Origin of the sequence: Methanococcoides mangrovi (assembly GCF_052057775.1) — an archaeon.
GTDB lineage: Archaea > Halobacteriota > Methanosarcinia > Methanosarcinales > Methanosarcinaceae > Methanococcoides.
Genome location: NZ_CP195121.1, coordinates 1678807 through 1700663 on the forward strand (window position 1 = coordinate 1678807; position 21857 = coordinate 1700663).

General features: G+C 41.3%; 22 protein-coding genes. 12 read left to right on the top strand and 10 right to left on the bottom strand.

Translation table 11 applies throughout. The annotated features are described in order from the left end of the window. Nucleotides 1-101: 101 nt before the first annotated feature. Together ACR3I3_RS08440 and rsgA are read right to left on the bottom strand one after the other, a co-directional pair. The gene (locus tag ACR3I3_RS08440) at nt 102-989 is read right to left on the bottom strand and encodes a hypothetical protein (protein ID WP_440951823.1); all 888 of its coding nucleotides are present in this window, start codon (nt 987-989) and stop codon (nt 102-104) included. After that, nucleotides 955-2025 (bottom strand): ribosome small subunit-dependent GTPase A, encoded by a 1071-nt coding sequence (gene rsgA / locus ACR3I3_RS08445; protein WP_440951824.1) that lies wholly within the window; start codon nt 2023-2025, stop codon nt 955-957. The genes ACR3I3_RS08440 and rsgA overlap by 35 nt, the downstream gene beginning before the upstream one ends. 131 nt (nt 2026-2156) lie before the next feature. On the opposite strand from rsgA, the gene ACR3I3_RS08450 reads away from it, so the two are divergent. The 3 genes from ACR3I3_RS08450 to ACR3I3_RS08460 all read left to right on the top strand — a co-directional run bounded on the left by ACR3I3_RS08450 (nt 2157) and on the right by ACR3I3_RS08460 (nt 5287). After that, nucleotides 2157-2987, top strand: coding sequence for a YihY/virulence factor BrkB family protein (locus ACR3I3_RS08450; RefSeq protein WP_440951825.1), 831 nt, complete (start codon nt 2157-2159; stop codon nt 2985-2987). 209 nt (nt 2988-3196) lie between these two features. Beyond that, nucleotides 3197-4633, top strand: a complete 1437-nt coding sequence (locus ACR3I3_RS08455) for a TrkH family potassium uptake protein (RefSeq protein WP_440951826.1) — start codon at nt 3197-3199, stop codon at nt 4631-4633. A gap of 156 nt (nt 4634-4789) precedes the next feature. Next, nucleotides 4790-5287 (top strand): flavodoxin family protein, encoded by a 498-nt coding sequence (locus ACR3I3_RS08460; RefSeq protein ID WP_440951827.1) that lies wholly within the window; start codon nt 4790-4792, stop codon nt 5285-5287. 62 nt (nt 5288-5349) lie between these two features. On the opposite strand, the gene ACR3I3_RS08465 is transcribed toward ACR3I3_RS08460, so the two are convergent. Next, entirely contained in the window at nt 5350-5838 is a 489-nt protein-coding gene (locus ACR3I3_RS08465; protein WP_440951828.1) for an AraC family transcriptional regulator, read from the bottom strand. Between the two features lie 232 nt (nt 5839-6070). Between ACR3I3_RS08465 and ACR3I3_RS08470 the strand changes: the two genes are divergently transcribed. The 3 genes from ACR3I3_RS08470 to ACR3I3_RS08480 all read left to right on the top strand — a co-directional run bounded on the left by ACR3I3_RS08470 (nt 6071) and on the right by ACR3I3_RS08480 (nt 8607). After that, the gene (locus ACR3I3_RS08470) at nt 6071-7063 is read left to right on the top strand and encodes a GNAT family N-acetyltransferase (RefSeq protein ID WP_440951829.1); all 993 of its coding nucleotides are present in this window, start codon (nt 6071-6073) and stop codon (nt 7061-7063) included. A gap of 95 nt (nt 7064-7158) precedes the next feature. Beyond that, nucleotides 7159-8136 carry an NAD(P)-dependent alcohol dehydrogenase gene (locus ACR3I3_RS08475; protein WP_440951830.1) on the top strand — a complete coding sequence of 326 codons (978 nt, stop codon included), beginning with the start codon at nt 7159-7161 and terminating at the stop codon, nt 8134-8136. A gap of 297 nt (nt 8137-8433) precedes the next feature. After that, nucleotides 8434-8607, top strand: coding sequence for a hypothetical protein (locus tag ACR3I3_RS08480; RefSeq protein WP_440951831.1), 174 nt, complete (start codon nt 8434-8436; stop codon nt 8605-8607). A gap of 169 nt (nt 8608-8776) precedes the next feature. On the opposite strand, the gene ACR3I3_RS08485 is transcribed toward ACR3I3_RS08480, so the two are convergent. Both ACR3I3_RS08485 and ACR3I3_RS08490 read right to left on the bottom strand, forming a co-directional pair. Next, nucleotides 8777-9358, bottom strand: a complete 582-nt coding sequence (locus tag ACR3I3_RS08485) for a hypothetical protein (protein WP_440951832.1) — start codon at nt 9356-9358, stop codon at nt 8777-8779. Nucleotides 9359-9410: 52 nt separating this feature from the next. Then, nucleotides 9411-10127 carry an aspartate/glutamate racemase family protein gene (locus ACR3I3_RS08490; RefSeq protein ID WP_440951833.1) on the bottom strand — a complete coding sequence of 239 codons (717 nt, stop codon included), beginning with the start codon at nt 10125-10127 and terminating at the stop codon, nt 9411-9413. 260 nt (nt 10128-10387) lie between these two features. On the opposite strand from ACR3I3_RS08490, the gene ACR3I3_RS08495 reads away from it, so the two are divergent. Together ACR3I3_RS08495 and ACR3I3_RS08500 are read left to right on the top strand one after the other, a co-directional pair. Further along, nucleotides 10388-10837 carry an SRPBCC family protein gene (locus ACR3I3_RS08495; protein WP_440951834.1) on the top strand — a complete coding sequence of 150 codons (450 nt, stop codon included), beginning with the start codon at nt 10388-10390 and terminating at the stop codon, nt 10835-10837. A 236-nt stretch (nt 10838-11073) separates the two neighbouring features. Further along, the gene (locus ACR3I3_RS08500) at nt 11074-12984 is read left to right on the top strand and encodes a methyltransferase domain-containing protein (protein WP_440951835.1); all 1911 of its coding nucleotides are present in this window, start codon (nt 11074-11076) and stop codon (nt 12982-12984) included. 166 nt (nt 12985-13150) lie between these two features. On the opposite strand, the gene ACR3I3_RS08505 is transcribed toward ACR3I3_RS08500, so the two are convergent. The 4 genes from ACR3I3_RS08505 to ACR3I3_RS08520 form a co-directional block, all read right to left on the bottom strand. Continuing rightward, nucleotides 13151-13309 (bottom strand): hypothetical protein, encoded by a 159-nt coding sequence (locus ACR3I3_RS08505; protein ID WP_440951836.1) that lies wholly within the window; start codon nt 13307-13309, stop codon nt 13151-13153. Between the two features lie 236 nt (nt 13310-13545). Further along, the gene (locus ACR3I3_RS08510) at nt 13546-14385 is read right to left on the bottom strand and encodes a mechanosensitive ion channel family protein (RefSeq protein WP_440951837.1); all 840 of its coding nucleotides are present in this window, start codon (nt 14383-14385) and stop codon (nt 13546-13548) included. Nucleotides 14386-14554: 169 nt separating this feature from the next. Beyond that, the gene (locus ACR3I3_RS08515; protein ID WP_440951838.1) at nt 14555-15187 is read right to left on the bottom strand and encodes a hypothetical protein; all 633 of its coding nucleotides are present in this window, start codon (nt 15185-15187) and stop codon (nt 14555-14557) included. Nucleotides 15188-15274: 87 nt separating this feature from the next. Beyond that, nucleotides 15275-16489: a Bcr/CflA family efflux MFS transporter gene (locus ACR3I3_RS08520; RefSeq protein ID WP_440951839.1), complete on the bottom strand. Its 1215-nt coding sequence runs from the start codon at nt 16487-16489 to the stop codon at nt 15275-15277. Nucleotides 16490-16934: 445 nt separating this feature from the next. Between ACR3I3_RS08520 and ablA the strand changes: the two genes are divergently transcribed. The 4 genes from ablA to ACR3I3_RS08540 all read left to right on the top strand — a co-directional run bounded on the left by ablA (nt 16935) and on the right by ACR3I3_RS08540 (nt 21058). After that, entirely contained in the window at nt 16935-18242 is a 1308-nt protein-coding gene (gene ablA, locus ACR3I3_RS08525; protein WP_440951840.1) for a lysine 2,3-aminomutase, read from the top strand. Further along, complete coding sequence (gene ablB / locus ACR3I3_RS08530) at nt 18243-19076, top strand: putative beta-lysine N-acetyltransferase (protein ID WP_440951841.1); 834 nt, start codon at nt 18243-18245, stop codon at nt 19074-19076. 227 nt (nt 19077-19303) lie between these two features. After that, a complete protein-coding gene (locus ACR3I3_RS08535; protein WP_440951842.1) occupies nt 19304-20530 on the top strand; it encodes a HEAT repeat domain-containing protein in 1227 nt (408 codons plus the stop codon). A 216-nt stretch (nt 20531-20746) separates the two neighbouring features. Then, nucleotides 20747-21058, top strand: coding sequence for a cupin domain-containing protein (locus ACR3I3_RS08540; RefSeq protein ID WP_440951843.1), 312 nt, complete (start codon nt 20747-20749; stop codon nt 21056-21058). 73 nt (nt 21059-21131) lie between these two features. Here the strand turns inward: ACR3I3_RS08540 and ACR3I3_RS08545 are convergent, their stop codons facing one another. Beyond that, nucleotides 21132-21854, bottom strand: a complete 723-nt coding sequence (locus ACR3I3_RS08545; protein ID WP_440951844.1) for a DUF434 domain-containing protein — start codon at nt 21852-21854, stop codon at nt 21132-21134. Nucleotides 21855-21857: the final 3 nt, after the last annotated feature.

Below are 21857 nucleotides of genomic sequence, written 5' to 3' on the forward strand. Positions count from 1 at the left end.
GAATTCGTCTGACTGAATTTATATTTTTGGAATGCAGTTAGCTTCTTTTTAAAAAGATCTTTTTTCAATTTCATTTGTCTTCAGGGTGGCAGGAACATATGTTATGACATATCTTCCTCGAACCATGCAAGTTCCCTTATAGTTTTTGCAAGGCATGCGACAAGCCATTCCTTTAGAAGCGTTTTCTCTCCAAGAGACTTCCCGGCTTCGCTCATCTCGCCGCGCAGCCAGGCATTCAATTCCATGACATAATGCAGTGCTATTATTTCATGTTCCTCGTCATGATAGCCACAGCCTTCGAAATCAATTGATGGTCTTAATTGTCCTATGGATACGATCGTCTTTTTGACATTATCCGGGAAGGCATAATGGCATATGTCAGTACGGTCGATCTGATAAATTAGATCTCCGAAATGCTTCTCTAATACTTTTCTTTCAGTTTCAAAGTTCCACAGCAGCCTGTCCAGCAGTGCCAAAACGAGTGCTTCCTTGTGCTTGTTCCTTTGACCAAGTGAACTATACACTTCCTCGAACAGCTTTTTGGGAATGCCTCTGGTATCTTCTTCCGGTGGCTTTTTCCCTGCAACCCATGCCTGAAGTACCCAGATATACTCCTGTCCTTTACGACTTCTTCCGGTCTTGTCCTCTTTCCAGGCATCTTCTCCGCATTTTGGGTGTGAATTGCCAATTGAATCTGGATCGATATCCAGTTCCATTTTTCCAATGGATCCAATTATCCTCTGGACATGGTTCTTAAATTTAAAATGACAGATCTCCAGCCTGGTGATGAGGTTCCGTATGTCCCGGGCTACCTTTGGGAGGGGACCAATGCGTTGCTCCATTCGGTATATTTCTATTATTTCGGGGTCAGCTTTCTCAAAGCCGATGTTTGACCATGGTTCCATCGGAATATCTGGTTTATCGAACCTGTCTGCAGAATCTATGGTATCCTGATCATTTTCCGGTATATTCCCGGTATTTTCTGGCACTTTGTGACAACCCTTTGTACTTTTTCTTCTCAAGTCTCTTCAGTCCAAGCTCAGCTTTTTCTGACTGGAAGGCAAGTTCCTCACTGAGCTTGTGGAAACTGTCCAGCCTCTCCTGCATTATAAGGCCCTGTTGTACTGCATTCCGGACAGCGCAGTTCGGTTCGTTGTGATGAGTGCAGTCCTTGAACCTGCAATAGATCGAAAGGTCGGCAATATCAGAAAATGTCCTGTCGATACCTTCAGAACTATCTCCCAGCTGTATTTCACGGATACCGGGGTTGTCGATCAGGATCCCCCCGTTTGGAAGAACGAACAATTGTCTTACTGTGGTCGTGTGCCTGCCTTTGTCATCATCTTCCCGTACTCCCATGGTCTTCTGTATCGTCTCACCAAAAAAAGCGTTGATTAGTGTGGATTTCCCAACACCTGAAGAGCCGATAAGAGCTACTGTTTCATCAGGTTTTATGTAAGGTATAAGTGCATCGAGATTTTCCTTTGAAAGAGCACTGATAGCAATGACAGGCACATCACCTGCAATTACCTTTGTATTCTCTATCAGCTGTTCCGGGTCATCAGCCAGGTCGATCTTATTCACGAGGATGACCGGTCTTACACCTGATGAATGTACAATTGTGAGATATCTTTCAAGTCTTCGCATATTGAGGTCTTTTCCGGCTGCTGTAACAATGAAGATCGTATCAATATTTGCGGCAATGACCTGCTCTTCACTACTTTGTCCTGCTGAACCTCTTGCAAGACATGTCTTGCGGGGCAGAATATCCACTATGGTGCAGGAGTGCAGTTCGGATTGGTCAAGGAGGACTACAAAATCTCCCACCACCGGTTGTTTTCCTATCCGGAGCATGGCACCGGATGTTGCAGTTTTTATTGTGTCATCAGGAATGAGGATCTCATAGACGGTCTTATGCCGGGCTGCAACTCTTCCTGCTGTGTAGGGACCTTTGTAAGCAGCGAATGCATTTTCAAGTTCATTATCCCAGCCCGGGATCGAATTCAGGTTTTTATTATCATACATTTTGATCCCCGCCTTTTTACTTCAGAAGTAATTAGGTATCTATAATGAATAGCTCTTTTGATAGTTCTATGATATCTGCTCTTGTTTACATATATCATAAACTAATTGTATCTGTAGGTTCATTACTTCTTATGGGAAAATTCAGGGATGTAGCATTGCAGACCGTTAAAGAATGGAACTCCGATGATGGCATATCTTTCAGTGCAGCCCTGTCATTCTACCTGATAATAAGTCTTCCTTCCCTTCTCCTTTTTTCATTATCTCTGGGTGGGATGTTCCTTAAAGTGGAATGGCTTCAGGCAGCTATACTGGACTATATCTCACCTTTTGCCAATGATGAAATAATTTTTTCATTGAACCTGCTTTTCCAGCAATTGCCACAAACCAGTTCCCTTACATTTGGTCTTGTCAGCAGTTTCCTGCTCTTCCTGTGGAGCGCCGGTAACATCTTCCTTCATTTCCAGAGAATGGTCAATGATATGTGGGGAGTTACTGACTATAAGAAAGGAAGGGTAGAGAGGATCTTCAGGAAACGTATCTCTTCACTTGTTGCTGTCTTTACATTCAGCGTGCTGCTGATCCTGAGTATTCTGATGGAAATATTTCTGGTAGTGGTCTCTAAGATAATTACCACTATTCTCCCATTTTCGCTGAACCTTATCCAGTATGCTTCTTCTGTGGCAAATTTCTGTGTTCTTACAGTACTGTTCGTTTATCTTTATACAACACTTCCTGAGAAGAAGGTAGGAATTAAATATATCATGACAGGTTCCTTCCTTACTGTACTCTTTATAACCATTGGTAAACATCTTTTCAGTCTGTATATCTCGTACAGTACTTTAACGACCGTCTATACCAAGATCGGTGCCTTTCTGGCGGTCTTCTTATGGTTGTACTATTCATCCATTATTGTTACACTGATGGCCGAATTCATCAAGGTATATTCTGATATTGAACAATGAGGATTCATTATCATTCTATCCGATGCAAAATATGCAGAACATCTAAATAAATTGGGTTGATAAATTAGATGGGGAATGTTTTGCAAAACAAATCTCATGATTCCGTATATTTCTCTTTGAAACAGGATTCTCGGGACTCATTCCTGTGGGATCAAATAGGATCCTAAGATTCTCTGGCTGATGATGTCTTATAATGTGGTGTGGTCTGATTGAGATACAATGTAGTTCTGGGTGTATTGGGTTCCATTCTATGGCTTCTTGCCGGTTTCATGATCGTTCCATTGGTCGTTGCACTCTATTATCATGAGCCTTTGTCAACTTTTGGAATTCCTCTACTCATAACCGTGGCGATGGCTTCCATTTTCACACTGTTCTTCAAGCGACAGGAAGAAGAATGGAACATGAAGGAAGGTTTTTTTATCGTAGCATCAGGCTGGCTTATTGCAGCTATAATCTACTCGTTCCCATACATGCTTGAAGGGGTACCCCCTCTAAATGCCTTGTTCGAATCAATGTCCGGGGTGACAGCTACCGGGGCTACTGCACTTACTGATATCGAGAGCCATAGCAAAAGCCTTCTGTTCTGGAGAGGTATGACCCAGTGGCTTGGCGGAATGGGGATAATCATGTTGTTCATTGCCATACTGCCGAAGCTCGGTATTGCAGGACGGCAGATGTTCCGTGCCGAGGTTCCGGGTCTTCACGAAGAACAGCTTCGTCCGAGGATCAGGGAAACTGCCAAGATACTCTGGCTTGTCTACATTATGCTCTCACTTGCAGAGATCATTGCTCTTGACCTTGCAGGACTATCCCTTTATGATTCTGTGACCCACACGTTCACATCCATTTCATGCTCGGGATTTTCTCCCTATTCAGACAGCATAGCTGCTTTCGATGATCCGTTAGTGGAAGGGATCTTCATTGTTTTCATGTTCCTTGGGGGAGCAAACTTTGCTCTCCACTACAAGACAGTATTCTCTGATCGTGAAAGCCTGATAAAGGATCAGGAGTTCAGATTTTACTTTTCACTAATTGCCGTAGCTACCCTTGTCCTTGCCTATATGCTCTTCAGTACTCAGGTCTATTCCCTATCAGATGCATTCAGGTACAGCAGTTTCCAGGTAATATCTATACTGACGACCACCGGTTATGCAACAGCGGATTTTAATCTCTGGCCTGACTCCTCACGGTTCATTCTCTTCCTGCTGATGTTCATCGGAGGCTGTGCAGGTTCCACTTCAGGCGGTGTGAAAGTAGTGCGTGTGCTTCTTCTCATAAAATACGCACAGAATGTGCTTTTCAAGGTACTTCATCCAAAAGCGATCAGGCATGTACGCTTTAATGGGACAACAGTTCCTGAAGATATCATCCATTCCATTGTTTCCTTTATGGTAATATACTTCATGATCTTCGTTGTCAGTTCGACCATGCTGGCACTGATGGGAATGGATTTCGTCACTTCCCTTAGCGCTTCCATTGCAACCCTTGGGAATGTTGGTCCTGGCCTTGGTCTTGTAGGTCCCATGGAGAGCTTTGACAACATCCCCGATCCGGGTAAGCTGCTCCTCACTGCCAATATGTGGATCGGCAGGCTTGAGGTGTTTACCGTGATGGTTATACTTACGCCGGCTTTCTGGAGAAAGTGAGAGTTATTCAGCACTTCGAATTGTTTGGCTTTTGCTCCTTAGTACCGGCATAAAGGTTATAATTTTATACCGAATACGAAAAAGTACATTTTCCTAACACATACGTATATAAGCTCGAAAAGACCAACCCTTCTATAAATCATGAGGAGTGGTTTTATGAAAACACTAGTAACATATATGACACAGACCGGAAACACAAAAAAGATAGCTGACGCGATCTATGAGGAGATCACAGGTGAGAAGGATATAAAGGACATCAAAGAAGTAAACAACTTTGAGGGCTATGAACTTGTATTTGTAGGTTTCCCGGTATTGCAATTTAACATTCCTGAGAATGTTTCAAAACTTGTTAAAGCGAGTGTTGATGGAAAGAACATAGCATTCTTCATGACACATGCTGTTCCTGAAGGGTTTGAAGCTATACATTCCTGGACCGGCTCCTGCAAGGATATCGCAGCCAGCGGAAATTATCTTGGTACATTTGAATGTCAGGGCGAGCTGGCACAACCGGTCATCGACATGTTGCTGCAATCAGATGACCCTCAGATGAAAGCTTTTGGTGAGATGGGACCTTCCACGAAGGGTCAGCCTGACGAATCCCGTATACAGAAGGCAAGGGAATTCGCAAAAGAGATCCAGGCAAAGGTCCAGTGATCAGATATTGTAAATATCAGAAATACAGGCATTTTCTAAAAAAATGCCTCTCTTTATCTTATTCATTTGACTGGCATACATATGTCAACAATATGATGCTTTTCAGGATGTTCTTCGGGTAAGTTTAGATATATCTCATAACTTGCACGGGAAATATCCATTTCAAGGTTATTTTGCATCAGCCACTCTACGATCTTTTCCCATGCGGGACCATATTCTTCTGCTCCTGTGAGTTCCGCACGCATTACTACATACTTTCCTCCGGGAAGTTTCTGCTTCTTAATTTCCTCCCCGACCTCAACATCATCATCTATGGTAATGCATACATCCAGCTTTAGCTCTTCAGGAGGGGTAACTTCTGGATCATCGTAATATGCAGACATGAAAAGAGTATTTGGTCCTATCAATTGCTTCGGGCCTGCCCAGTTGCCCAATTTTCCGAACAGATCTGCAAAGACTTCAACATTACCCACATAGTTGCCGACAAAGGAAACGTATGCTACGGTCCGTTCTTTTAGTTCCGTTATCTCTGGTTCGTTGATTATTTCCAAATTTAGCGCCTGCCTTTAATTTCAAATTACTATCTGTAATGCGTAGTATAAAAGCCCATAGTAAGTTGATTGAAATTAATGACTTACAAGGAAGAGTATATGGGATGATATTATGACAAAATAATATATGAGCAAATATATAATATTTGTCGATGTATTATTTAAGTATTATTTTAACCAATAATATATTGAGTGTATGAAGTAATAGATTTGTAATTGGGGGATTGCAAATATGTCTGAAACCGAAGTAAGGATACTGGATAAAGGGGAATGGAAGATCTGGGACCAATTAGTAGAATTATCTCCTCATGGTACTATTTTTCATAATAGTGAGTGGTTATCCAGATGCAGTGAATCATTCAATAAAGACCTAAAAATATATGGTTGTTTTGAAAACGATGAATTGGTCTGTGGTTGCTCTCTTTTTGTGTACAGATCGAAAAAGATCTTTAAAAAAGCATCTTCTACGTGTCCTCTGACACCTTATGGGGGAGTTGTATTCAAACAATTTCCAACACTTAAGGTAAGAAAACAATTACAGGATCAACAAAAGTGGATCAACGCTTTATCCAGTTTTTTTGACAAAGAAGGCTTTGATAGCATTGAAATTACAAATTCCCCCGATTTTCTTGATATAAGGCCTTTCAAATGGAATGACTGGAGCTCTGATGTTTATTATGCATACTATCTGGATCTGAACAGGGACCTTTATTCATCATATTCAAAAGATGTCAGGTACAATATCAAAAAAGCAGCTAATCTGGATCTGCAAATTGAAATATTAAACGACTATAATGCTTTTTATGATTTATACTCAATGACCTATGCGAAACATGACCTTAAACCACCAGCAAGTAAACAATTTTTTATAGACATGCTCGATCTATTGGAATCCAATAGCTGCGGTGAAATGAGGATCGTGAAAACGCCTTCAGATGAGGTGGCTGCTGCTGATATAACAATTTGGGACAACAAAAGGGCATATGGTTGGGCTGCAGCTTCAAATACCGGGTTGAAATCTACTGGAGCATCTTCATTTCTTCTGTACAACACATGTAATGACCTAAAAGCCAGGGGATTCAATGAAATAAACATCATGTCTGCAAATGTTCCTCATTTAGCAGAATTTTATTCAGGTCTCAATCCTAAATTGATCCCTTATTTTCGGGTATGCAGGAATGGGTTATTGTACAAATCATATAAAATATTATTTGATTTGTTATGATTTTGTATAGTATTCATAATATGCAATTTATTCCCTTTGAAGGGGTGGAAAGAATGAGATAATATGTGCATGTCGAAAATTAGGGGGCTACTTAAATGAAAGCGGTTATACATGAAAAATATGGTTCACCAGATGTCCTTGAACTAAAAGAGGTGGCTAAACCCATCCCAAAGGACAACGAAGTTCTCATAAAGATACATGCTACCACAGTAAACAGGACGGATTGTGGATTGAGAAAAGCTGAACCCTTTATTGCAAGATTTGTCACTGGTCTCTTTAAGCCTAAGAAAACGATACTTGGAACAGAGTTTGCCGGAGAGATCGAGGCAGCAGGAAAAGACATTGAGCAGTTCCATGTGGGTGACAGGGTCTTTGGTCATACAGGCGATAAATTTGGAGCTCATGCAGAGTACGTATGCCTGACCGAAGACGATCCTATGGCAATAAGACCCGACAATATGAACTATGAAGAAACTGCCTCTATCTGCGATGGTGCAGCACTCGCTCTTACTTATATTAGAAAATCGGGGCTTCAAAGCGGGCAAAATATCCTTATCTATGGTGCTTCCGGATCAATAGGTACTGCAGCAGTGCAGCTTGCCAGATATTTTGGAGCAGAGGTAACCGGTGTATGCAGTACCGCAAATTTAGAATTGGTAAGATCTCTGGGAGCCGATAAGGTCATTGATTATACAAAAGAAGATTTTACCGGGAGTGGTCTAACGTATGATGTCGTCTTTGATGCTGTCGGCAAGAGTTCATTTTCACGCTGTAAGAAACTGCTGAAGCAGGGTGGGATATATCTCTCAACAGAGCTGGGATTTTTAGCTCAAAATCCCATCCTTGCATTGTGGACTTCGAAGTTCGGCAGCAAAAAAGTGATGTTTCCACTCCCTAAATATACTAAAAAGGATGTGCTCTTTTTCAGGGAACTGATCCAGGAAGGAAAAATAAAGGCTGTTATTGACAGACGATATAAGCTGGATGAGATTATTGAGGCTTCCAGATATGTTGAAAAAGGGCATAAAAAAGGAAATGTCGTTATAACTGTGGTATCTGATAGTAAGATCTGACAATACATTTGTAATATAACTTCGATCTTCCAATAGTTATATATTAAATTGAATGCTTTTTTTAATTGGGGAAAGCAATACGGGGCATTGCAGATCTTATGGATCAATTCAATATTGATGTGAATTATACAGAAATATTGATGGGATGATATGGTTCAGGAGATCAGTATCCGGAAGATGGATCCTGGCCACTTCATATGCTATGGCGCCGATTGAACCCTGAAAACAAGATTGACAGGAAGTTTCAATAAGACTTGTGTGAAATTTATTTCGTAAATTACAAGGGGAGGAAAAGAAATGAAGAAATTAGATTTCAAAGGGCCAAGGGACGTGGGCAAACCAAAATGTGCTAACTGCGGTCAGGAAACTCATAGAACTTTCGTACCGGAGTCTGACGATGTAGAATATAGCAAGGCATGCTTCCGCGAACAAAAGGAAGCTAAGAAAGAATCCCCGAAAGAGTCTGAGTGAACCTGAGCATAACTGTCTTCTTAATATCAATTTAATAAAAGCGATTTGGTAGAACCTTTTTACCATGATCGCATAACTTATTTTTGGATACGATTTTAAAAATTTGAATCCGTTTTGATCTGGTCAGTATTGCAAATGATCCACACCGGCTTTCAGGTCCATTGCATTTTCAGAGTCCGATGTGGTCTTTTATTGAATTTAAGAGACGTTTCAGCCATGATTCTTCTTCGCTATTATAACTGCAGAACCTGGCATCATAATAGTGGTTGATATATTTCTCAACTGAATCTTTGAACTTAACTATTTCCTCATCGGTAAGGGAATGGCACGATATACAGAAATCCTCTTTTTGGATTTTATGCCCTCCGTATTCCTCTAACAGACATACAGCATCGGTTCCGATGAAACTATTGTCTACTAAACAATAGCCGTTAAGTTCACCGAATATTTTCTTTAGTTTCTTACAATTATAAACATGAAGTGAATTCTGGAAATTCTCATAAACAAGAGTGATGCTCTTTATCTCAGCATCCAGCTCTTCATCATAGAAACGCCACTGTTCTCCTTCTTTTTCACACCTGCCACTCTCTATGACCTGAGGTGCATAACAGCTAAGCTCTTCAGGAGATATTACGAGTCTGTCACCCCTTTTAGCAAAATACCCCACTCTGGTAATGTAGTTGTCTGATCCGGAAACATACTTTCCGACCACTGCTACATCATTTTCAAGTACGACTTTATTTTCAGACATACTATTATTTATGAATATTTATAATATTATATACCTTTTGGTTTATGTAATATCAATCTTCAAGCCTCGCTTTTTTGACGACAACGTCTGCCAGGACCTGTGAGGGATCGATCAACGGAACTGGAACTTCTTCTTTGATCGAGATCAAAGAAAGCTCAGTGCATCCAAGTATTATTGCTTCAGCTCCTTCTTCAAGGAGGACTTCTATCACTTCAAGGATATCATTCCTGGTACTTCCTTCTGTATTTCCTGCCTTTATGCCTTCTTCCCCATAGATGGAGTTCATTACCTTTTTTTGTGATTCGTCGTCCGGTCCCAGGATCTCTATCTCGTTTATAGCATCATGGTATAGTCTGGATCTCATAGTTCCGGTTGTGGCCAGCAGCCCGATCTTTTCCACATTTGGATAAGTCTCGTGAATATATGAAGCAGTTTCTGAGATCATATTCAATATGGGTATGTCCGTACTTTCCTGTAGTTCGGAATAGAAATAGTGCATAGTGTTGCATGGCATCGCGATGATGTCAACGCCTAAATTTTCAAGATTGTCGATCGATCTTGTGGCTTCCCTGACAGGACTTTCGCCCAGCCCAAGAATTGCCTGTGTGCGGTCAGGTATATTCGGATTATTGTCTATGAAGATCCTCAGGTGGTCCTGATCTTTTTTTGCAGGTGTGCTTCTGACAACTTTCAGGAAAAAGCGTGCTGCTGACTCAGAGCCCATGCCGCCTAAAATGCCAACTGTCTTATCATGCGTTTTTGTTTTCATTGTTTCCCCCCGGATTCTTCAAACTATGCGGATAACAGGATCTCCCCTTGATCCATAATTTTAACCGATACTTTAGTATCTATTTTTTAGATCTGTTCCCATAAATCAATTTCGTATCTTTCATTCCTATTCCAAAGAAATTTTGTTGTCTTCTGAATGTTCCCTGCATGGGCTGATACTGACCTAAGCAAACTTATTTTTGGAATAACGAATAACTTTTCTTCATAATTTGAATTTCATGGGGTATTGGGGTTTGACAAATGCTTACATTGAAGGATTCCGTGATCATAGATCAGCCGCAAGATGCTGTTTTTGAATGGTTCGAACATTTTACCGAAAATTATACTTTCTGGCATGAGGACCATGTAATTGCAAAATGGGTCCGGGGGAAGAATTTCGAAGAGGGTTCAGTCCTTTATGCTGAAGAATATCTCAACGGTAAACTGGAAAAATTAAGTTTTGAGATAACCAGATACAAAAAGGGTGAATTTATAGAATACAAAATTTTGTTTCCGCATTCCATCATATCTCCAGCGGGAGCATTTCATGTGGAATCACTTGGTAATAACAGGTGTCTTTTCACTGCCACACTTTCGTTTAGATTCGGCTGGATGTTCTTGAAATTTGCTAAGGGGCGAGTTGAATCCCTCAGGAAACATATGAGGGAAGAGGGGGAGAATTTGAAGGTTTTATTAGAATCAAAAGGTTAAAAAAAGACTAATTCATTATTTCAGGAATTATTTAAGATTTATTTAGTTTAAATCAGCATAATACTGATTATTCTATGATTAATCATTAAATAATGATTATATAATATTTTAATTAATTTTAAGCCGATTTATATTGAAAAAATCAGTTTTAAACATATATTTTTATCCTAAAAGCGCTTAATCAGGTTTGATCTGCATCGTTTGGTGCTGCTCATAAATCCAGAGGGTAATACCTGATGAAAAGTGCATTAAAAAATAATCACAATAAGGATAAACCAAGGTCACTTGGTCCGGTCTCGCATCTCGAAGAACATGTAAATCCGGAATGGTGGAAAAAGATATTCAATTCGCTTTATCTAAAGACCGATTCAGATCTGGTTGAAGACATTTCCATAACCAGGCAGGAGGTCGAAACTTTCAGCAAGGTTCTCGATCTGAAACCTGACAGCCATATCCTTGATCTGTGCTGTGGTCAGGGAAGACATTCCCTTGAGCTTTCCCGCAGGGGGTTCAGGAATGTCAATGGCTTCGACAGGTCACACTACCTCATCCAGAAAGCAAGGAACTCCGCAAAGAAAGAAGGCCTTGCCATAAAGTTCAGGGAAGGCGATGCCAGGAAGACCCCCTATGGACCTGATGCTTTTGATTCCGTTATGGTCCTCGGGAACAGCTTTGGCTATTTTGAGACCCTTGAAGAAGACCTGAGGGTCCTGCAGGAGATCAGGAGAGTTCTCAAACCCCATGGAAAGGTATTCCTTGATGTTGCTGATGGTTCATACCTTAAGGAAAATTTCCAGCCGAGATCATGGGAATGGATTGATAAGCACAACTTTGTCTGCAGGGAGAGAGCACTTTCCCTCGATGGCCAGAAAATGATATGCAGAGAGGTCATTGTCAATGAATCATCAGGTGTCGTGACCGATCAGTTCTATGCAGAACGCATCTACACTGCAGAGATGCTTGTAGACCTTTTAGAGAAAGCGGATTTTTCCGATATCGAGATTGTTGATTCCGTCAAATACCAGACCCTGAGGAACCAGGACCTTGGAATGATGGAAAAGCGCATCTTTGTAGTTGCTTCTGTCCACAAGGAATGGACGGAGCAAAAGAAGAAGGTAAAAGAGCTCGACAGGAACGTAGTTGTTATCTTTGGCGATCCGAAAAAGGAGGATTCACTCAAGCCCTGTGGTGTTTTTGATGACGATGATCTCTATACCATCGACCAGCTGAAAGGAAACCTCAAAGAGCTCAGTGGCTACTCGTTCAAATATCTGGACAACCACGATACCCTCATTTCCGATCTCTCAAAGCTTAAGGGAAAGACAGATTTCGTCTTTAATCTCTGTGATGAGGGATATTTCAATGATCCGAGAAAAGAGCTGCATGTGCCTGCACTACTGGAAGCTCTCAATATTCCCTATACAGGTTCAGGTCCTCAATGCCTTGCTTTCTGTTACGACAAATCACTTGTAAGAGGAATTGCCCGGGAGCTGGGTGTTGCTGTTCCTGAAGGAATGGTCGTCAAGGCCGAGGACAATCTCTTCGAGCTGCCAATGGATTTCCCGGTTATCGTAAAGCCAAACTTCGGTGATTCCAGTTTCGGGCTGAACCGGAACAGTGTCTGTAACAACCATGATGAGGTCGTAAGGGCAATATATGACATAAGGGAAGGTCTCGGTTACGATAAGCCGATCCTTATCGAAGAGTTCCTTACAGGAAAGGACCTGAGCATAGGAATTATCGGAAACCCTCCAGAGAACTATAACATACTGCCAATAATCGAGGAAGATTACTCGCAACTTCCAGATGACCTCCCAAGAGTTTGTGGATATGAAGCGAAGTGGATACCGGAATCTCCATACTGGAACCTGAGCTCAATACCTGCTGTCCTCTCTCCTGAAGTGGAGGAGATTATCGTTGAAGGCAGCCTTAAGCTGATCAACAGGCTCGAGTGCAGGGATTACACCCGTCTTGACTGGAGGCTCAGCAGTTCCGGAGTGCCAAAACTGCTTGAGGTCAACCCCAATCCGGGATGGTGTTGGGATGGTCATCTTGCGAAGATGGCAAAACTTGCAGGGATCAACTATGGAGAGATGATCGGACAGATATTGAAGTGTGCCGATGATAGAATATCACCTTTGAAGTGATGCTTTGAACAAGTGTTACTTTAGAGTATCTGGATAAAGACGAAAGGACCGGATATGCCGGTCTTTTATATTTCTTTTTTACTTTCTAACTTGCTTCTTTTTCACTTTTTAACTAACTTTTCATCAATAACTTGAGTCATCGTTTTTCTTATCGGGATTGATTCTATCACTGGTCCTCTGTTCGCAGATCAGTTTTCCATCTTCTTTTTCTGTTTTCCTTAGCATGTTTGATGTAATGCATGTCATCCATTTCAGGTGAAGTGTGAAGTGGATAACTATGAAAACTGTCAGCAGTATGGAGGTCCGGTTGTGTATCAATGTCCATGTGTGACTCCCTCAGGTATCACCAGATACATAAAAAAGCCTGTAAAGGCCACGATAATAAAAAGAAATGTAAGAATGATATCTACGATATAATTTATTTTGGTTTTGTTCAAAATTTATTCTCTCTATTATCTTGTGAATATTGATAGGATTGTTGGGTGCATATAACTTTAAACCAGATCATTAATATCAAGCCATATTTATCTATACGAGCTTTTAGTTTTCACATTTGTCTTATTAAGCCTGAATTACGTTGATCTCTTCAAGTATGATGCTCAGAAGCTTGTGCTTTACATTTTCCCTTTCATGGAAAGTGGACCTGTAATATGCTGTAAGCTTTAGACCATCACAATCGGAATCCAGTTTCAGCCGAGTATCAATGCCTTCTCTTACCTTTGCTTTTTCCAGCATCTTATCTATACGGTCACTGAGATCATCCGGAATATCTTTGATGTAATAGTCGAAAGTGGATTCAAAAGTTCCGGTTCCATAGTTCTTTATTGGCTTTTCCAGGAAGATCCTGTTTGGTATCTTATAGAAATCCCTGCATTTATTGGGATAGATTACGACATAGAAAAGCCCGATGTGCTTCACCTGTCCCTCTTCATCACCGATGCTGATGTAGTCTCCTATCTTGAAAGGTTTTTTAGTGAGCAGTATGAACCATATGAAATAGGAAAGGATGACCTCCCTTATTGCAAAAGCAAAACCGGTTGCAACAAGACCCAGGAAAATAACAATGTTCTGTGTACCGATGCCAACCTGCCAGAATACAATTACACTCGTTAAGGCGTAGATGAATCCGATGTAGATCTTACTTAAGAGGATTTTTTCTTCTTTCTTGCCTACGTTTTCGAACAGTTTTGGAATAATGTTCACAGTAAGTTTGAGGAAAACAGTAGCTATGGTGTAGGATATTAGTACTGTGTCCACTAGTTTAAGGAAATCATCAATTACTTCCGGAACAGCTACAAGGCCCTGCTCTTCAGCCAAAAGTATTGCTGATATTGGCAGTATGAAGAACAGGAACAGGATAATGATGTGATTTAATAACTGGCTGGATATTTTGTTTTTCACTGTTTCTTTTTTTAACTTGCTGCTGTATTCTTTATTTCCTGGTATTCTTTTCTGTTTCATGATCTTATATTTCCCTAAAAACAAATTTGAGTATATAAGACTTATTGAATAAATATACTAAACTTTTCATATCCGGCTATTCAAAGATAAGAGCAAATATCTTTATTTTTCAGGAAATCTTCCTGAAAATGTAGGAATTGGCTGTTTTTGTGTACCCTATTCCTTTTTTTAGCTGCTCCAGGTGATCTCTAGTAACCTGTATCTGATTCTTTGGAATGAAATAAGAATCAAGGTCCTTTTCTGTGATATGGAACCTTCCATTTTTTACATAAACGGCTGCAATGAATTCATAATCATCGTCTATGAATGCCATCCCTGCATCTCCATGGCTGTTATTCGCAAGCAATATCCCTCCAATTTTCAGATATTTCTTACATTCCCGGGAAACAAAACCGGCATACTGGGAGATGAGCAGGTCGAAACTCCCTTCCTCAAGCTCAAGTGGTTCGGAGTAATCAGAATATATGAAGCTAAACTCAGCATCTTCATTGTATGTCTTTTTCTTAGAGATCAGACCGGCAACTGAACTTTTTTGCTCAAAGAACTTCCGTGCTCTTTGATCATTGTCTATGTATACGACCTCCTGAATGAAAAAAGACGGAGTTACATGGACAAAGCTTCCCGGATAAAGAGCACAATTGATGTTGAATCTGGATCTGATGGCTTCGAACATGTCTGCTCTTTCAAAGTTGTTTTCAACATAGGATTCCCTGTACAGTTCCTGTACGTCGATTTTTCCCATAACAAATAAGATGGCTTATAACTTTTATATAATACACTATCGTGGTAGATCTTCAGATAAATGTGTTCAATGTTCCTTGTTTCAACATTATGGTGCGGACAGGTATCCCTTCTTCTGTAAGACCAGCCATGAGATCAGGATAAGTGATCCACATCCCAGAGTGATAAGTCCAAGTGTATTGATCTTATCCGCCCAATCAAGGGAGATCAGCCACATTCCCACAGCACCCATGGTGAAGTATGTGAAGATAAGTAGCGAGGATGCTGAACCTACGTCCCTGTCGACCTGTTCAAGTACAAGGTTGTTGCTGGGTGGGCGGCTTAGGCCGATGGAAAAAGTGATCAGGAACATTGGAAGAGCAAATCCCCATGGTTCCTGATGTCTGTTGATGATGAGAATTATCCCTCCCAGTAATATGCCTGCGAAACCGGCTGTCATCAGGTGCTTTGAATTGATGGACCTTGTTAACCTCAGACAGAAGTAGGATCCTGTCATCAGGGCAAGGGCATTGAACGCAAAGAAGTAGCTGTATTTCTGTTCACTCATGCCAAATCCGTTTATGTATATATCAGAAGATCCCGCAATAAAACTATACATAGGGAAAAGGGTTGCTGACATGACAAAGACCATAACAACATATGCAGGTTTTAACATCAACCGTCCATAAGCATGCATGATCCTTGAAAGAGGTACATTGGAGATATGAGGCAGCGTTTCCGGAAAACGGAGGACCCCGATCAACCCGATAACTCCCAGAAGACCCTGACCGAAGAAGATCCATGGCCAGGAAAGTTCAAGCAGTATCCATCCACCAAGGACGGGGGCCATCATAGGTGCAATGGCCATGATGATAGCGATGTGTGCCAGTACCCTTTCCCGCTCATGGCCGGAAAAGATGTCCTTGGTCATTGCCATCGAAAGGGATGAGCTGGCAGCTGCTCCTGCAGCCTGGAGTATCCGGAAGAAGATGAGCATATGGGCTGTGGTGGCAAGGGAACAGAGGAAGCTTGCAAGAATGTACACGCCAAGTCCGAGAAGTAAGGGACGGCGACGGCCATATCTATCGGATATTGGGCCGTAGAAGAGAAGGAAGAATCCATAGGTTATAAAAAAACAGATAAGGATCAGATTGACAACCGAGATCGGCTGATTCCAGTTCTCTGCAAGTGACGGGATGGCTGGCAGGATCATGTCAGTTGAAAGTGCAGGGAAAGCTGTCAGAAGGGCTAGAAGCGGTATTATTCCCTTTAAATTCCGATCGATGCTAAGATCGATATATTCTTCACTTTGTTGAACAGACATGGCTGGTACCTTTTGATTTATGGCCAAACAGATGGCTTCCTATGAATTAGATTGCTGATGATTACATCTTATATAAGTTAGATGTTTTCAGAAGTTTCATTAATTCATGATCCCTTCGTGTTTTTAATAAATTGATCACGGATGATCTATTTTGGCAAAATTATATTGTAACGGCTAATTGATCATCTGAATTCAGAATAATGAACCTCTTGAGGAATATACCCGATCCATTTTTTATCATGGGGAAAGATATATTAGTGGTCAACTTCAACTTATCGCCTGTACAACCAATATAGTGTAGGTGTATTTTATTTTATAGGCTACAGTCTACGAAAACGTGACGAAGGTATCTGTTATTTAAGGTCCAATATGCTTTTTTATGCCAATTTTGGATGTCAAATTACAGATCCCGCTTTGAAGCCGAAACCTTAGCAGTGGTATTTTGATGGAAAAATACAGTAAGCAACAAAAAGAAATAGCAACAAAGATCGATTCTGAAGACTTCCTGAACAAATGGAAGGATTGGAAATGGCAGTTAAAACATTCAATAAAGGATATTGACACTTTCGAGAAGCTTCTCGGAATAAGTTTTGACCTGTCAGAAAAAAAGAAGTTAGAAGAAACCCTGGAAAAATTCCCTTTGTCTATCACACCCTACTACCTGTCTTTGATAGATTTGGATGATTTCAGGAACGATCCTATCTTTTTGCAGTCGTTTCCTTCGCCAGAGGAACTGATCGTATCTGATGAAGAGCTTGAAGACCCGCTTTCAGAAGATAAGGATAGTCCTGTAGAGTGTATTACTCACCGGTATCCGGACAGGGTACTTTTCCACATAAGCAATGTATGTTCAATGTATTGCCGTCATTGCACACGTAAAAGAAAGGTTGGGGACATTGATTGTATACCCGGAAAAGATAAGGTGCTAAAAGGCATTGAATACATCAGGAACACCCCACAGATCAGAGATGTATTATTGTCGGGTGGTGATCCTTTAATGCTTACCGATGAATATCTGGACTGGGTCCTTTCTGAGATAAGGAGCATCCCTCATGTGGAAGTTATCCGAATAGGCAGCAGAATGCCTGTTGTACTACCATACCGTATCACAGATAACCTCGTTGAGGTCCTTAAAAAACATCATCCTGTATGGCTGAACACACATTTCAACCACCCGAGAGAGGTCACAGCCTCTTCCAGGCAGGCACTTCAGAAACTTGCCGATGCAGGTATTCCTCTCGGGAATCAGACAGTGCTCCTTGCAGGCGTGAACGATTGCCAGAGAATCATAAAGAAACTGGTCCATAAACTGGTCCAGAACCGTGTCCGGCCTTATTATCTGTATCAGTGTGACCTTTCCGAAGGACTTTCACATTTCAGGACACCGATAGGCAAGGGAATAGAGATCATGGAGAACCTTATAGGTCATACCAGTGGTTTTGCAGTTCCTACCTATGTAATTGATGCTCCTCATGGAGGGGGAAAGATACCGGTAATGCCGAATTATATCATCTCCTGGTCCACCAACCGCGTCATTCTCCGTAATTATGAAGGTGTTATTACCACCTACAGGGAACCGGATTCATATAATCAGGTCTATTGTGATCGAAAGTGTGATGATTGCTGCCTCCAGCTTAAGCTTGATGACGCTACGGAATACAAGGGTGTAGGCATTGCCCGACTGCTTGCAGATCATGACGATACCACCAGTCTTGTTCCTGAAGACAATGCAAGGATGGAGAGAAGGGCTTAAATGGATTCCATCGAGAAAATAGGCAATTCGATCATCCAGCACGGGAGCTATAACGACCGTATCTATCTCATGAGACTGGATCCGGCAGACATGCCCTCACTTCTGGATGATATGGAAGTCCTTGCAGAAAGGGAAGGTTATTCCAAGATCTTCACAAAGGTTCCGGAATCTTTCAGGAAACTACTTGATGATCGCAACTATCTGTGTGAAGCATCTATCCCCCGATATTACGATGGAGAGGATGCTGTCATCATGAGCAGGTTCCTTGATGAGAAAAGAAGGATCAACTCCATGGATGATATGCATGAAGATGTCATAAAAGCAGCTTTGTCTAAAGAAAAAAGCCTGAATTACGGACTTCCATCCGAATATTCCATAAGGAAGTGCGGGAGGCAGGATATTGAACAGATGGCTGAAGTTTACCAGAGTACGTTCGATACTTATCCTTTCCCAATTCATGATCCGGCTTACCTGTTAAAGACAATGGAGGAAAATGTGGTATATTTCGGTGTTTTCAGGAATGGAAAAGCAGTTGCATTATCCTCTTCTGAAATAGATTTTGATAACTCTGCTGTTGAAATGACCGACTTTGCGACACTGCCTGAATTCCGCGGAAAAGGCCTGTCTTACCATCTGCTTATAAGAATGGCAGAAGAGATGAGGTCCATAGGTATCAGGACCGCATTTACCATTGCAAGGGCCGGATCTTATGGAATGAACATTGTGTTTGCAAAATGTGGATATGAGTATTGTGGAAGACTTGTGAACAATACCAATATTTCAGGAAACATCGAAAGCATGAATATATGGTATCTTGGCCTCGGTTCTGGTTGAGAATTTCTATCAATCTTTTTCTCTTTTTCTCTTCCTCTTCTTCCTTTTCTTCTTAATTTTGTGTTTTTGAGATCATCAATTCATCTCTTCACTTAAAATGCGTGGCTCATTTTATTCTCGCGATTTATCATTCTCATATTTCAACATATCAATTATTTTTAATATTATAATTTATATTTTTAATTATGAGCCTAAAATTTATGTATATTTTAGCATTAGCTATTGCTTTGATCTTCAGCACAGCATCTACGTGTATCTGTTCTGATGAAAATACTGTGGATGAAGCGATGATCGTATCATTGATACAGAACACGGGAAACCCCGATGTATCTGTCAGAGTGGATGCTGTGAAAGACCTTGTTGAGATTGGAAAGCCTGCAGTAGATCCTCTGATCCAGGCACTGAACGAAGATAACCCTAAGGTGCGGGAAAATTCAGCAGCATCTCTTGGAAAGATAGGCGATGAAAGGGCAGTACACTCCCTCATTGAACTGCTGGCTGACGAAAATGATGAGGTCCGGCGTGCTGCAGAAATTGCTCTTTGTGATGTCGGGGAGCCAGCTGTTGAACCACTTGTTGAAGCCATATATGCTCCGAATGCAAATTGGGCTGTCCTGTCGAACGGAATGCGTGTTCTTGGAACAATAGGGGATGAAAGGGCAGTAGGTCCCTTGATCGGGATGCTTGGGGGAGAAGATGCAGTAGATGCTGCTGCAGCTTTAGGTAGTATCGGTGAACCTGCAGTTGAACCCCTTATCGATGTTTTAGCAGACGATGATCCGCATGTACGTGCATGGGCTGCCAGAGCCCTGGGGAAAACAGATGATCCACGTGCAGTTGAACCTCTGGTTGAATTGCTCAACGATGAAGATGAGAATGTGAGATCCAATGCTGCGATGGCACTTGGTAAACTCGATGACAGAAGAGCCATCGAACCACTCAAAAAAGCTCTGAATGACAGGTCAGACAGGGTACGTACTCTTGCAAGGTCAGCGATCGGTGATATTGAGAGGCAGACTGGTAGTTCTAAATCTATGACCTTCTATGGAGACGGAAGGGAATTTTATACTGAAGACGAAAGACAAAGCTGGCTTGTTGAACTTGAAAGTATGGGTTATCTGAGGAGCGACATGGAGAAATACATGCATCCGGATGGTCCGGTTATTTCCTACGGTTATGGTTATGATGGTTACATCTCAGTCACATTTCTGGAAGGTTCAGAGGTTGATGGGTCTTTGATGGATGAGATCTACGGTGTAATTGATCGGAAAGCTGCTGATAATGGTATCGATGATATACCTGTAAAATTCGAATTTGAAGAGATGCCTGTGCTGGATGAAGCACCGTCTGAAGATCTTATGGAGGATGATCATGGAACTCTTAATGCACCCGGTTTCACAATTCTTTCGCTTGTATTGGCAATTTTTATCGTGTATAAGAGAAAGCAAAGCTGATCTGGATGAGTTGAGAATGCTTAATTTGAGATATATTGTGGAATATTAAGTAACTGTTAAAGATTATGCAAACATATAAGTCATCAGATGTGTATACTAAAATGCTGGAAGATCATTATCGAAATGGGTTGAAATCAGGGGTAAATGATGGTCGTTTTTCTTCCTCATAAATGAGATCTTTCTTAGTATCATGTTTGTTGAATAGAGGTGTTAGATATGGATAAAGGATTCTCAAAAGACCTGAGTGAATTGATGCAGTTCCCTTCAGAAGGGATCTTCAGTACGGTTCTTGCCAAGGATGAAGGTTATAATTATACCCTGATGTGCCTTGCTGCCGGAACGAACATTGATGAGCATACTTCTACAAAAACCGGAGTTGTTCAGGTGCTCAAAGGAAAGGGTATTTTCAGGTTGTTCGACAAGGACATCGAGATGAAGGAAGGTACTTTTATTTTCATGCCGGCAAACGCACCTCACTCTCTTCATGCAGACGAGGATCTGGCGATATTGCTCTGTCTGACAAAATAAGCCGTATCAAAAAGAAGATGAGAGTGAGATCAAAAATACTCTCTTCCTTTCAATTTTTGGTTTTTCTAATGTTTCAGTTATTTTCTCCAATAATCTTCACTTGAGCATTGAGACTGAGCGTCTTATCGATCTTCCCATTCTGCTTCATCCAGCATTCCATAATATCGATTACCTTATCCACAGCATCAATTACAATACCATCAGCAGTTGCTATCACAGACTCTGCTCCAGCTTTCTTTAGGTCGAGATCCACATGCCTGGAGGTCATTGCATTGGCTTTGAAATTATTACTTTCTGCTCTTTCGCGTATGAACTCTGCGAGTTTCCCGCTGTTGCTCATCTGGGAATCAAGAAGAATGGTAGCTGATCTTAATTTCAAACCTGAAAGAGTTGACAACATCTCATCAACAGCCCTGTAGGTCGTGTCCGTGATCCTGTGGTTCCTGAAGATCCCACTTGTATCGCGCAGGAATCCGTCATCTGCTAACCATGTCGGTTCATTTTTCAGTGCATTCTCTATGGTTATTATGACATTGTAACCGTCAACAAGAACATCGCATCCTTCCAGCTGTGAACAGACGAGTTTCTTTTTACTGCGTCTTTCCGCAGTTTCGGATGAGAATACCAGTCTTGCCAGTATATGTCTTTCATGTTCAGTAAGCCTGTAATGGTTGCTTACAAAAGTAATGACACTCTTTCTGGCATAACCTCTTGAGAGGAGGTACCTTATATCTATTGCAGGCTCAGAGAGCTTTTCTCTAAGTTCACCGACTGGAAGCAGTTGTCCATCAGACATTGC